Source organism: Pseudoalteromonas 'SMAR' (assembly GCF_048515945.1).
In the GTDB taxonomy this organism is placed as follows: Bacteria; Pseudomonadota; Gammaproteobacteria; order Enterobacterales; family Alteromonadaceae; genus Pseudoalteromonas.
Map to the genome: position 1 here is coordinate 1 of NZ_JBLWMW010000022.1, position 12,858 is coordinate 12,858.

At 45.6% G+C, this 12,858-nt stretch carries 10 protein-coding genes and 1 pseudogene; 2 read left to right on the forward strand and 9 right to left on the reverse strand.

Annotated features, from left to right (window positions below):
* Positions 1 to 251: 251 nt before the first annotated feature.
* The 5 genes and pseudogenes from ACNKW2_RS10595 to ACNKW2_RS10615 form a co-directional block, all read right to left on the reverse strand.
* Positions 252 to 2,189 carry a BRCT domain-containing protein gene (locus ACNKW2_RS10595; protein ID WP_199527082.1) on the reverse strand — a complete coding sequence of 646 codons (1,938 nt, stop codon included), beginning with the start codon at positions 2,187 to 2,189 and terminating at the stop codon, positions 252 to 254.
* A 74-nt stretch (positions 2,190 to 2,263) separates the two neighbouring features.
* Positions 2,264 to 3,277: pseudogene (gene ligA / locus ACNKW2_RS10600) on the reverse strand (NAD-dependent DNA ligase LigA); the annotation flags it as partial.
* Between the two features lie 71 nt (positions 3,278 to 3,348).
* Positions 3,349 to 4,056 carry a cell division protein ZipA gene (zipA, locus tag ACNKW2_RS10605; RefSeq protein WP_419148532.1) on the reverse strand — a complete coding sequence of 236 codons (708 nt, stop codon included), beginning with the start codon at positions 4,054 to 4,056 and terminating at the stop codon, positions 3,349 to 3,351.
* A 17-nt stretch (positions 4,057 to 4,073) separates the two neighbouring features.
* Positions 4,074 to 7,463 carry a chromosome segregation SMC family protein gene (locus tag ACNKW2_RS10610; RefSeq protein ID WP_419148533.1) on the reverse strand — a complete coding sequence of 1,130 codons (3,390 nt, stop codon included), beginning with the start codon at positions 7,461 to 7,463 and terminating at the stop codon, positions 4,074 to 4,076.
* Between the two features lie 64 nt (positions 7,464 to 7,527).
* Positions 7,528 to 8,262: a TrmH family RNA methyltransferase gene (locus ACNKW2_RS10615; protein ID WP_419148534.1), complete on the reverse strand. Its 735-nt coding sequence runs from the start codon at positions 8,260 to 8,262 to the stop codon at positions 7,528 to 7,530.
* 139 nt (positions 8,263 to 8,401) lie between these two features.
* On the opposite strand from ACNKW2_RS10615, the gene ACNKW2_RS10620 reads away from it, so the two are divergent.
* Positions 8,402 to 8,698: a hypothetical protein gene (locus ACNKW2_RS10620; RefSeq protein ID WP_419148535.1), complete on the forward strand. Its 297-nt coding sequence runs from the start codon at positions 8,402 to 8,404 to the stop codon at positions 8,696 to 8,698.
* Between the two features lie 56 nt (positions 8,699 to 8,754).
* On the opposite strand, the gene gpsA is transcribed toward ACNKW2_RS10620, so the two are convergent.
* From gpsA to ACNKW2_RS10640, 4 genes are all read right to left on the reverse strand, one after another.
* A complete protein-coding gene (gpsA, locus tag ACNKW2_RS10625; RefSeq protein WP_419148536.1) occupies positions 8,755 to 9,762 on the reverse strand; it encodes an NAD(P)H-dependent glycerol-3-phosphate dehydrogenase in 1,008 nt (335 codons plus the stop codon).
* Between the two features lie 4 nt (positions 9,763 to 9,766).
* Positions 9,767 to 10,255 (reverse strand): protein-export chaperone SecB, encoded by a 489-nt coding sequence (gene secB, locus ACNKW2_RS10630; RefSeq protein WP_419148537.1) that lies wholly within the window; start codon positions 10,253 to 10,255, stop codon positions 9,767 to 9,769.
* Between the two features lie 78 nt (positions 10,256 to 10,333).
* Positions 10,334 to 10,591 (reverse strand): glutaredoxin 3, encoded by a 258-nt coding sequence (gene grxC, locus ACNKW2_RS10635; RefSeq protein ID WP_419148538.1) that lies wholly within the window; start codon positions 10,589 to 10,591, stop codon positions 10,334 to 10,336.
* Between the two features lie 11 nt (positions 10,592 to 10,602).
* The gene (locus tag ACNKW2_RS10640) at positions 10,603 to 11,034 is read right to left on the reverse strand and encodes a rhodanese-like domain-containing protein (RefSeq protein WP_336568856.1); all 432 of its coding nucleotides are present in this window, start codon (positions 11,032 to 11,034) and stop codon (positions 10,603 to 10,605) included.
* Positions 11,035 to 11,309: 275 nt separating this feature from the next.
* Here ACNKW2_RS10640 and gpmM point away from each other — a divergent pair, with 275 nt between their 5' ends.
* Positions 11,310 to 12,851: a 2,3-bisphosphoglycerate-independent phosphoglycerate mutase gene (gene gpmM / locus ACNKW2_RS10645; RefSeq protein WP_419148539.1), complete on the forward strand. Its 1,542-nt coding sequence runs from the start codon at positions 11,310 to 11,312 to the stop codon at positions 12,849 to 12,851.
* The last annotated feature ends 7 nt before the right edge of the window (positions 12,852 to 12,858 follow it).

Genomic DNA, 12,858 nt, shown 5'->3' on the forward strand with positions numbered 1-12,858 from the left:
TCATTCCTCTTTTGTGTATTCTAGTGAAATGACACAGATTTCTAAACACTACCTTTTTTGCCGCTTAGACTCCTTATGTTGCTATTTCTTTGCTATGGATGAATACTTAGATACATTCACCTGGTTATTACAACTTACTTCCTCTGAAAATAAGTGATTAAGAAATTTAAAAAGCAGCTCGCTAGCCCTAATATTCCGGATTGCTATAGCGAGCTGCAAAATTAATTTATTTTAAATGGTGACAACCAAAGTTAACTTATTAATTCTAAATATTCTTCCTCTGTTAACACTTCAACACCTTTATCACGGGCCGCATTAATTTTGGTTTCACCAACTTTCTCACCTGTTACCAGATAGTTAGTATTGCCGGTGACTGATTTAGCCACTTTGGCTCCAAGAGCTTTTGCTTGCTTTTCCATATCACTACGAGAACCTTGTTGCATAGAGCCGGTAAAAACGACTACTTTTCCAGCGATAGGAGAGCTTGAGTTTTCTCTATCGTATTCCTTTGGTGTGACACTTAAGTTAAAACCAAGGTTGTACACCTTGAAAAACTCTTCTCTAACGTTTGCAAGTCCCTCGACAATTGCTTCTGCACTTAGTTGTGCAAAGCCATCAATTTTAACCATCTCCTCGACTGATACTTCGAAAAGCTCAACGATTGAGTGATGTTGAAGTAATTTTTCACAGTTTCCTCCAGCTAATCGGCTAACACCAAATGCTGCAAGAAATTTCCAATCTTCAATTTCGATGTCTTTACTTGCTTGCAATTGGTCAACGAGGTTTTGAGATGTTTTATCACCGAATCCAAAACCAACAAACTTATGCTTTGGTATTTCATAGATTTCGTGAATATGCTTTATGCCGTAATTGGTTATTTTTTCAATGACTTTCGGGCCAAAACCGTCGACATTACCTAATGTCTTAAAGAAATGAATAAGCGTATTCTCTGTTTGAGCAGGACAATCTGACTTATTTGGACACATTAAATGATCACCTTCCCAAATAAGGTGAGCATTACAGCTAGGGCATTTTTCTGGCAACTCAGGTTTTGTTGGTTTTATAACCATTTCAATTTTTGGAATAACCAAGCCACTTCTAACTAGCTTAATGATTGCCCCAGGACCAACTCCATTTGTTTTCACCATATTATAGTGATGGACTGTTGCTTTGCTTAAAGTAGCTCCACTCAGTTTGGTCGGGACCAATTCAGCTACAGGGGAAACACGACCAGTCCTTGAAGTCTGGGGAATAACTCTCAACACTTCAACTTCAGCAGATTCATTATTCACTTTGAACGCAATTTGCCACCTATGGAACTTTCTAGTAGCCCCCATATGTTCTTTAACTAGCGTATTAGTCGATTCTATGATTAATCCATCAATATCAAAATCAACTGCATTCCACATCTTTTCAAGAATACTCTCGAAATTTGACAACAATTCATCAATACTTCCTGTCCAGTTTTGTAATTCTGAAAAAGGGTAGAAAACACAGGCGCCGTCGTCGATTGCTTTTTGGACGTCTTCATCGACTTTCTTTTCAGCAATAATCGCTGCTTGTATATTTCGAGAGTTCTCAAATTTATCACTTAATACTTCATCAAAATAACTTTTCTTAATTACGATTTCACCGGGTCCTAATCCTCTTGCTGCGTTATTTGCAACTTTGAGTCCTCGTTCAAATGCACGAGTAATGTCTTGGCCTCTAGTACCATCACCTCGGGTATAAAGTTTGCTCCCATCATCATATGCAGCATAGCCATCAAGCTTTGGAGTAATTTTTAGCTCAATTAACTTTTGATTAAAGTTAATTTCTGAGGCTGCTTTGACAATTCTTTCAGTCCACTTTTTAATTTCTTCAAAGGAATAAGCCTTATCAGTCGACAGCATTTTTTGAGGGAGAGGGACCGTTTTACTGTCAATTAGAACTTCAGGCTCTACATTTGATAAGAAGGGATTGTCAGGATCTAAATCACGGAAGTAAGCTAAAAAGCCATCGTATGTTTCATCTTCAATAATAGGGGAACCAGATCTATAAAGTGCATTGGCAACTTTAAGAAGTGTTTCCAACTCTTCAACGCTGTGCTCGTTTAAAGAAAAAAGACTCTCTACATCAGTGACACTAAGTTCTAGATTTAGCTTTTCAATAATAGCGATTTGGTTTTCGTTTAATTTATAGTTAGACATCACTACTACCCTTATGCTGCCATTTGGAATTCTAATTGCGTTCTATTTGAAACATTTGTGTTCAGGGTGACACCCATTGCCCCTGTACGCCCAACTTGAAATTCAACATCCAATAATTGAGTAATTTCTTCTTGTGCTGGGAATTTGAAAGCAATGGCCCATCTTGGTGCCCGAGCCACAAAGCCAAGCTGCTCCTGCTGTTGTTTGTTATTGACTTTGATCACCACGCCATCAATTTCATAAGGCAACTCACTTCGGCGTGCCATGATGTCTTGATAGTAACCCAGCGCTTGCTGGGCATTGTCTACTAACTTGGTCTCTGGGCTCATGGGCAGCCCCCAACTCTGAAGTTGTTGCAACTGAGCATAGTGCTCATCAGCCAGTTCACCCCCTTCAACTAGGCCCATTGAGTAGGCATAGAACATTAAAGGGCGCTTTGCGGTGATCTTGGAATCGAGTTGTCGCAGGCTGCCAGCTGCAGCATTTCTAGGGTTAGCGAAGGTTTTCTCGCCTTTTGCTTGTGCGGTGGCGTTTAACTTCTCAAACCCCACCGTATCTATAAAAACCTCACCTCTGACTTCCACTTCTTGCGGAACGTTCTCACCTCTGAGCTTCAGCGGCACATTGCGAATGGTCTTAACATTCTCAGTGATGTTCTCACCGACCTGACCATCACCACGAGTTGCCGCCTGAACTAGCACGCCATTGCGATATAAAATCGATACTGCTAAGCCATCAAGTTTCGGTTCACAACAGTAGGCGATGTCGTTACTTACCATTAAGCGCTCTTTTAAACGGCGATTAAACGCTGTGAATTCAGCTTCATCAAAGGCATTATCCAACGATAGCATGGGGACTTTATGGGTCACTTGTTGAAACTTACTCAGCGCTTCTCCCCCCACTTTTTGCGAGGGTGAGTCGGGGGTCAGTAATTCTGGGTGCTGTTGCTCCAAAGAGATAAGCTGCCGCATCATACGGTCATACTCAGCGTCAGGCACGCTTGGGTTGTCTAATACATAATACTGATAATTAAAATCTTCTAGTTGCTGTCGCAATGCAGCGATTTGACTCTCGACGGTTCCTGACATCTTAATCATTACCTCTAAACGTAAAAAGCCACCAGCGTGATCTGGTGGCTTAGTAGCAAATTAATCGATTGTTATGCGGCAAACTCGCGCACTTTCTCAACATACCCTCTTACGGCTTCTACAGTAAGTGGTTCACGGTCTTTATCAAGTACAGTGGCACCAAATTCTTCAGCGAGCTTTTTCGCAGCACTATGAAGCATATTGAATGCGGCCAAGTTATCGCCTTCACAGGGTAACGTCATAAACAAGCTGATCCCTGCAGTACTAAACTGTTCCATATGATCAATATCAAAGGTGCCCGGGTTATACATATTCACTAACCTAAACAGCACAGGGCCATTTCCCGAGGGCTCTAAATGGCGATTGAAAAAACCTTCGTCTGAATACTTAAAACCCAAACTTAACACCGCAGGCAACAGGCGAGATCCTGCCATAGTCAGACCCTCAGGCATTTGCACGTGCAGAATAATAAAGTCTTGTGGCTCGCTGACCTGACTATCGCTCTCCTCTTCACTAACAGCCTCAGACGTGTCTGTCTCGGGCTCATGGTCGACAGTTGGCGCTTCAGTCACCGGCTCGTCATCTACCGCAGTAAACGCCATTTCTCCAATCTCAGGTTCGTTTGGCTCTTTAATATGATCGCTTGTTGTGTCATCAGCTCGCTTCGGTTGCGACCCTTCTGCGTCTTTCTTTCTCACCGACCAAAGTCCATGGATCAAAAGTCCACCTATGACCAACGCACTGATCACGATTAATGCCCATCTTAACTCTGTGGCCATTGCTCACCTTTTTGTTGTTATGCCTGTGCCATTTGCACTGCTTGTTCTATATCTACGGCAACCATGCGAGACACCCCTGGTTCCGCCATAGTTACCCCCGTCAGTCTGCCCGCCATTTCCATCGCGACTTTATTGTGACTGATATAAATAAATTGCACCGTTTGTGACATTTCTTCTACTAAGCGACAAAATCGCCCAACATTGGCATCATCAAGTGGTGCATCTACCTCATCCAGCATACAAAACGGCGCTGGATTTAGTCTGAATATTGAAAATACCAATGATAATGCGGTCAGCGCTTTTTCTCCACCACTTAGCAGATGAATTGTTGAGTTTTTCTTACCAGGAGGCCTTGCCATGATGGATACCCCACTTTCTAATAGGTCATCACTGGTGAGTTCTAAGTAAGCACTGCCGCCACCGAAGACTTTAGGAAATAGCTCAGCCAAATCTGAATTCACCTGCTCAAAGGTCGCGCTAAAGCGCGCCTTAGTCTCTCTATCAATTTTTCTTATAACCCCTTCAAGTGACGCTAGCGCATCACTGAGGTCTTGCAATTGCGCATCTAAATACTCTTTGCGCTGCTTTGCTTCAGCAAACTCATCAATTGCCGCTAAGTTTACCGCCCCCAACTTTTCAACATCACTACTGATTTGGTTCAGTTGCGCTTGGTAGCGCCCCAGGTTGGCATCATCAGGCAAATTTTCTAGCTCAGTTTTAAGCTGACGCCCTAACACCTCTAAAGGCTCCAAGGCATTTTGTGCTTTTAACATCAAGCTTTGTTCATCCAGTTTGAGTTGCTGTAACGACTCAGTGAGTTGCTGCACTTCACTTTGCGTCTCTTTTAAACTGGCTTGTTTTTCACTCAAGTGCTGCTTTGCTTGTTGCATCTGCTCAAAGTAATTGTGTTTTTGCTCTTGCGCCTCGAGCTGTTGCATCAGCAACACTTCCACTTGCTCCTGCGCCGCTTCAAGCGGTTCTTCACAACTGTTGAGACTGGCCTGGGTTTGCTGCAACCAAGACTGTAACTCTTGCTCACGCTGCTGCAAATGCAGCAATTTGGAGTGGCTAAGCTGCTGCTCACTGTGCACTTGTTGTAACGCCAACTTTTTATCATGCAATTGCTGCTGTGCTTGCTGTGTTGCTAAGTGGCGTGATTGTGATTGCTGCTTGAAGTCGCGTAGCGCTTCTGCACTGGCCGTTTGCGCCGCTTGTGCCTGCTCCATTTGCTCCATTAGCAGCGCTAAGTTGGCATTTTCCTGGCTGATGTTGTCTTGTAACTGCTTTAGCTGTTGCTCAACTTGTGCTTGACTGGCTTGGATCTTAGTCGCCGTGGTTTGCCACGTTTCGACACCAACTTGCAACATTTCAATTTTACTCTTTAACCCTGCAATCTGTTGCGCATGCTGGTGCACTTGTTGCTGTGTATCCGCTAATGCCTCTGCTGCCTCTGCACGAGCTTGCTGCTGAGTGGTAATTTGTGACTGTAATTCGGTTACTTGCGCGGCTAATTTAGGTAATGCTGCCTGACACGCTTGCAGCTCAGCATAGCGTTTTAAAGCACCGCCTTCATCGTTTTTTATTCTAGCACGGAAGTTTTCACCGATAACCAGCCCCGTCGTTGTCACCGCAAAAAGGTACTCAGAACAGGCAACAAATGGTTGTGCTTCCGTTTGCAATTTAACTTTGCTCAGAAAACTGGGAAACACGCCCTGATGAATTTTACTGGCCACAGACTCTGGTGCGATTTCCATATCACAATGCCACACGCCGTTATGGTTTGGCTCTTCAGCTAACGATAAGTGACTAAACCCTAACAGCGCCGCTTCAACTGCATGTTCAAACCCAGCGGCAACACGCAACTGCGATAACATGCTGATACCGCTTTGTTGCTGCGATTGTTCTGCCCATTGCGACAACGCCTTAATCGTGGATTGCTTATCTTGCAGTGCTTGTTGTGCCTGCGCATGCGCTTGCTCTAACGCTGCGAGCGATTCGCTTTGCTGATTTTGTTGTGTTTGTTGTTGTTGAGCTTGGCTTTGTAACGATGCCATGGCTTGAATAAGCTGCTGCTGCTGTGCTTGTGCTTGTTGTAATTCAGCGTCAAGCGCTTGTGATTGATGCTCTTGTGCTTGCTCCTCCAGCTCCGTTTGCCGTGCTTGTTGATGAGCTATGGTGTGCTGGTGCTGAGCAATTTGGTGCTCGAGCTGCTGATGCTGACGCTCAAGCTGCTGCACTTGCTGTTGACAATCTTGGTGCTGTTGCTCTAACTGGTGTTGTTGCTCGCGGTGTTGTTCACCGCACTGCTCTAATTCTTCCAGCGCCAACTCCGCTACTGCTACCGCTTCGCTTGCATCTTCCACCTGTTTGACCATGGTGCTGGCGCTGTCGTCTTGCTGCTTAAGCTCAGTCGCCACCTCTTCTTGTTGCAGTTGCAGCTCTTGGGCTTGTTGTTCCAGCTGACGGCGCTTTTCAGCGAGGCTGAGCTTTTGCTGCTCTAGTTTTGCTAGCTGCGTTTCAATGTTATGTTGAGATTGTTGGGCGTGCTCATAGCCATCACTAAGGTGTTTAATTTCTTGTTCAAGACCCGCTAACAGCGCGTCATGGCCACTGTTGGCGTCGGCAAAAAAAGCCAGTTTATCTTCCAGTTTGGCTATTTGCTCAGCTTTGTCAGTTTGTTTTTGCACAAACCCCTGCCACTTTAATACCGCAGTCCAACTACGCAGGTCGCGCTCTTGGCTCTTTAAGGTTTTATATTTGCTGGCTTGCTGTGCCTGCAGCTCCAGCTTCTCAAGCTGATTCTGTAGCTCCTGGCGCACATCCAGGAGCCGCTCCATGTTTTCGCGGGTGTTTTTTATTCGAGTCTGGGTTTCTCTACGACGCTCTTTATACTTCGAGATCCCCGCCGCCTCCTCAAGAAAGATACGCAGCTCTTGCGGCTTACTTTCAATCAGCCGTGAGATCATACCCTGCTCAATAATGGCGTAACTGCGCGGCCCAAGCCCAGTGCCTAAGAAAATATCGGTAATATCGCGTTTACGACACTTGCTGCCATTAAGAAAATATAAAGACTGGCCATCACGGGTCACCAAACGTTTAATGGCAATTTGATTGCGATCGGCAAAGGTGCCGGGCAAGCGCCCCTCGGTATTATCAAACAACAGCTCAACCGATGCTTGTGAGATGGCTTTACGTTTGGTTGAGCCGTTAAAAATAACGTCGGTCATGGCATCGCCACGCAAGTTTTTTGCCGAGCTCTCACCAAGCACCCAGCGCACCGCATCGATGACATTGGACTTGCCACAGCCGTTAGGCCCAACCACACACGTCATTTGGTCTGGAAATGGAATTTTGGTTGGCTCAACAAAAGACTTAAAGCCGGCCAGCTTGATACTGCTCAGTCGCATAAATTTTTATTGTTATTCGCTATTACTGTTCAGAATAAGGTAATTTGCCACCAAGATCTATTGCTTAGCCAAGGTGTCGCTTCATATTATCCAAGATTATGCCTGTCGCCATTGCCACGTTTAACGACTCAGCGCCGCCAAATGCGGGGATGGTAACTTTATCACTGATGAGCGGCGCAATGGTGTCACTGATCCCATGAGACTCACTGCCCATTACTAATACCCCATTGGCTGCAAAATCACATTGATGCACACTCTGCCCGCCTAAAAAAGCACCATACACTTTGCCCGCATAGTCACTCAAAAACTCGGCTAAGTCGACTCGCACCGCAGCAACTCGGACAAAAGAGCCCATGGTGGCACTGATCACCTTAGGGTTAAACTCATCGGCACAGTTATGATTTAACACTACTTGCTTTAGTCCATACCAATCCGCTAAACGAATAATCGTCCCTAAGTTGCCAGGATCGCTCACGCCATCCAAGGCTAAAGTTAACCCACTGCAATTGACCGTTTGGGGTTCTGCCATCGGCACTACTGCAATGGCTGCATTATTCGATACCAGCGTGCTTACTTTACTTAAAGTAGTTTCATCTGCAGTAACACAATTGCTGTCATTGAGTTTATCTTGGTACTTGGCGATAAAATCCGCGGTGGCAAAAATATGGTCAGTGGTAACCCCGGCATCCAGTAACTCGACCACATTTTTTTCACCTTGTACTAAATATTGGCCATGTTGTTTGCGGTATTTCTTTTGCCCTAAAGCCCGAAGTAGTTTTTGTTGGTTTTTGGAGATCATGTGCACCTCAAATGTTAGGGTCGATAGTATAGCAATTTGCTCGCTCAATTGGGGCACTTTCAACACAGAAAGTTTGCATTAACCGGCCGTCAGTGTGGTATGTTTATAAGCAGTTACTTATCACAATGTTGAGCCCAGTATGTCACCAGAGTGGACGCTAATTTTACTTAATGTCATCTTATTATTTATTGCCTATGTGGTGATTTACCCCAAACTCGAGGATAAAAGCTTTAGCAATATCAGTAAGCAAGATCTAATCGTGACAACGGTATCTTTAGTGGTTGCCGGAAGCCTCTACTACGACCGTGATATTAGTTTTTCATTAGTGCTATTAGATAGCAATTGGATTGTCTTTACCATCGTGGCCTTTAGCGTCATCGAAATCCCCTTTTTACTGTGGTTTAAACAGCGCTATAACATTCGCTTTCGGGAATAAAAAAAGCGAGGTATCTGACCTCGCTCTTTGCTTTAATTAAGCCCAACTGGCAATGCTTACTCAGCACGCTTTTCGCGACCAAGCAACGCCATAGCGGCTTCTTTTACGTCTTTTTGCTCATACAGCACTTGATAGATTTGCTCAGTAATGGGCATTTCAATACCTGTGCGTTTGGCTAGCAGGTACACTTCTTTAGTATTGCGATAACCTTCCACTACTTGACCAATACTGGCCATGGCCTCATCAACCGATTTACCACTGCCAAGTGCCAAGCCAAAGCGACGGTTGCGCGACTGGTTATCGGTGCAAGTTAGGATCAAATCGCCCAATCCGGCCATGCCCATAAAGGTTTCAGAGCGCGCGCCTAAGGCACAACCTAAGCGGCACAACTCAGCTAAGCCACGGGTAATGAGCGCGGTGCGAGCATTGGCACCAAAGCCAAAGCCGTCAGACATCCCAGCACCAATTGCGATGACGTTTTTCACCGCCCCCCCTAATTGGATCCCAGTAAAGTCATCGTTGCTGTACACTCGAAATGAGCGACCACAATGCAACAACTCGGCAAGCTCCTCACGGAACTGCTCACACTGCGACGACACTGAGATAGCCGTTGGCAGACCAGCAGCCATTTCTTTGGCAAAGGTGGGACCGCTTAATACGGCCAAAGGCACATCTTCACCCAGTACATCCAATGCCACTTCTTGCAATAGCCTACCGGTATTGGGCTCTAAACCTTTGGTTGCCCACGCCACTTTGGCCTTTGCTAGTAGCATCGGCTTGATTAACTTCAAAGTGTCTGCAAAGGCGTGACTCGGAACCACCACTAAGATGCGTTCACTCGATGCAACAGCCGTTTCTAAATCAGCCTCAAGTTCAAGCGAGTTTGGAAACTGGATGTCGGGTAAGTAACGTTGGTTTTTACGCTCAGCTGCAAGCGCCTCAACGTGTTCACTATTGCGTCCCCATAATGTCACTTTATGACCATTTCGGGCGAAACAAATAGCAAGGGCGGTGCCATATGACCCCGCCCCTAAAACTGTTACAGCTGATTTTGCTGTACTCATGTAATTATGCGTCTGCAGATTGCTCAGGCTGTGCTTGAGCTGCACGCTGTTGCATGTACTGAGCAAACAAAGCGTCAAAGTTAACTGGCGCTAGGTTAAGCTGTGGGAAAGTACCACGGTTAACTAGGCTAGCCACTGCTTCACGAGCATATGGGAACAAGATGTTCGGGCAGAATGCACCTAACATGTGTGCCATTTGCATTTCTTCTAGATCCGCAATTGCAAAGATACCCGCTTGTTGGATTTCACAAAGGAATGCTGTTTGCTCACCAACAGTTGCCGTTACGGTTAACGCAAGCACCACCTCAAACACATTGTCATCCAGCTTGGCCGAACGCGTATCCATGTCTAGCTTAACTTCAGGAGTCCATTCTTTTTGGAAAATTGCAGGAGAATTCGGCGTCTCAAACGACACATCTTTGGTGTAGATGCGTTGAATGTTAAATTGCGCTTCTTGTTGTTTTTCTGCTGCTGCTTGGTTTTCTTCTGCCATGATTAGTTCCTAAATTCTGTAATTTTTACTGCCCATGAAGGCAGTAGATGATTCATTAAATGAGCTTTTTGCTCCGGCTTACGCCTTCAATAGTGGGTCTAGTTTGCCCTGTGCTTCAAGTGCCATCATATCGTCGCAGCCACCAATGTGTTGCTCAGCAATAAAAATTTGCGGCACGGTATGACTGCCATTCGCCTTTGCGATCATTTCATCACGAAGCTCGGGTTTTACACCGATATCATACTCAGTGTATGTTACACCTTTAGCGTCTAACAACGCTTTTGCGCGATGACAAAAAGGGCAGTAATCTTTAGTGTAAAGTACAACTTGACTCATTATTACCTCGGTTATTTTCCGTTAGAGATAGGTAAACCCGCATTTTGCCATGCGCCCATACCACCTGATAATACAAACACCTGCTCAAAACCAGCTTTATGCATGTTATCAGCGACGGCGGAAGCTGTCATACCGGTATTACAAACCAATATAATGGGCTTAGATTTATACTTTTCAAGCCCCGCAAAATCTTTTTGCTTGAGTTTATCACCGCTAAATTGCATGGCTCCAGCAATGTGGCCTTGGTTATGCTCTTTTGCTGGACGCATGTCGATAACCTGACCATCTTGACGATTGACCAATATTGTTAGCTGTTGCGGATTGATTTGTCTGATTTTAGAAAATTTACTTTTAAACCAACTCCCTACTAGCATGGCTGCCAAAACAAGCCAAATAATGCTAAGTACAGGGTGGTTTCCTAAAAACGTAACGTATTGTTCCATTAATTTACCAACCAAAAGTTACTGATAGATAGTGAGTGGCAGCAAGTATACCCTCTTTATGGCAGACAAAACAGAGCTGTTGTTTAACAGCAAAAAACCTTGGCTATGAGCAGAAATCACTTTTTCGGGGCTGAATAATCATACAGAAAAAGGTATTCTACTGCCTGTAACCAGAATAATTTTATCAACCCTGCAGCACGACACCCCGTGGTGCAACCATCCAGTGGTTGATAAAACATCAACATCGTGCCTAATTCAGGATTTCAGGAGCGCAAATGACAGCTAAGAAAAAGCCATTGGTATTAATGATTTTAGACGGTTGGGGCTATCGTGAAGATAGTGAAAGTAACGCGATTTTAGCGGCTAATACCCCAGTATTAGATGAACTATGGCAAAGCGCTCCCCATACTCTTATTTCCGGTTCAGGCATGGATGTTGGTCTGCCTGACGGCCAAATGGGCAACTCGGAAGTAGGTCACGTCAACCTCGGTGCAGGCCGTATTGTCTATCAAGACTTTACTCGCATCACCAAAGCCATTGCTGATGGCGAGTTTGAGCATAATCCAGTATTAGTAGAAAATATCGACAAAGCCGTAGCGCAAAATAAAGCGGTGCATTTAATGGGGTTACTTAGCCCAGGTGGCGTGCACAGCCACGAGGATCACATTGCTGCAGCTATCGAAATGGCAGCAAAGCGTGGTGCTACCGTTTATTTACACGCCTTTTTAGATGGCCGTGATACCCCACCGCGCAGTGCCGAGGCGTCCCTTGAGCGCATGGATGCATTGATGCAAAAATTAAACTGTGGCCGCGTAGCCTCAGTGGTTGGTCGTTATTATGCTATGGACCGTGACAATCGCTGGGAACGCATCGAGTCAGCATACAACTTGATGGTATTAGGTGAGGCAGAATACCGCTATGAGTCGAGCATGGCAGCGCTAAAAGCCGCTTATGAGCGTGATGAAAATGATGAGTTTGTTAAAGCTTCTTTAATCGTGCCTGAAGGCGAGCAGCCAGCAACCATTGATGACGGCGACAGCGTGATCTTTATGAACTTTAGAGCCGACCGCGCTCGTCAGATGTCGCGTGCTTTTGTCGACGCTGACTTCGACGGCTTTAATAAGCGTAAAGCGCCAAAGCTTAGCGGCTTTGTCATGATGACCGAATACGCCGCCGATATTAAAGCTCCCGTAGCGTTTGCCCCAGAAGCGCTAGTAAACGTGCTGGGCGAGTGGCTGGCAAAACACCATAAAACCCAGCTTCGTATCTCAGAAACCGAAAAATACGCCCATGTGACTTTCTTCTTCAGCGGCGGTCGCGAGGAGCTCTTTGCAGGGGAAAAGCGCGAGTTAATTCCTTCGCCTCAAGTCGCGACTTATGACCTGCAACCTGAGATGAATTCTGAATTACTCACCGATAAATTGGTTGCTGCCATTCACAGCGGCGAGCACGATGTCATCATTTGCAACTACCCCAACGGCGATATGGTTGGTCACTCTGGGGTATTTGAAGCCGCAGTGAAAGCCTGTGAAGCCGTCGATGGCTGCATCGGCCGAGTAGTTGCGGCACTCAAAGAGGTCGGTGGCGAAGCGCTTATCACAGCCGACCATGGTAATGCCGAGCAAATGGTTAACCCAAACACTGGGCAGGCACACACTGCGCATACTAGTGAGCCCGTGCCGTTCATTTATGTTGGTCGTGACGCTGAGCCACAATCTGGCAAAGCGCTGAGTGATGTTGCCCCAACCATGCTGCATTTACTCGGTATGGAACAGCCGAGTGAAATGACGGGCACTCCTATTATGCGCTTAAAGTAACGTCGCT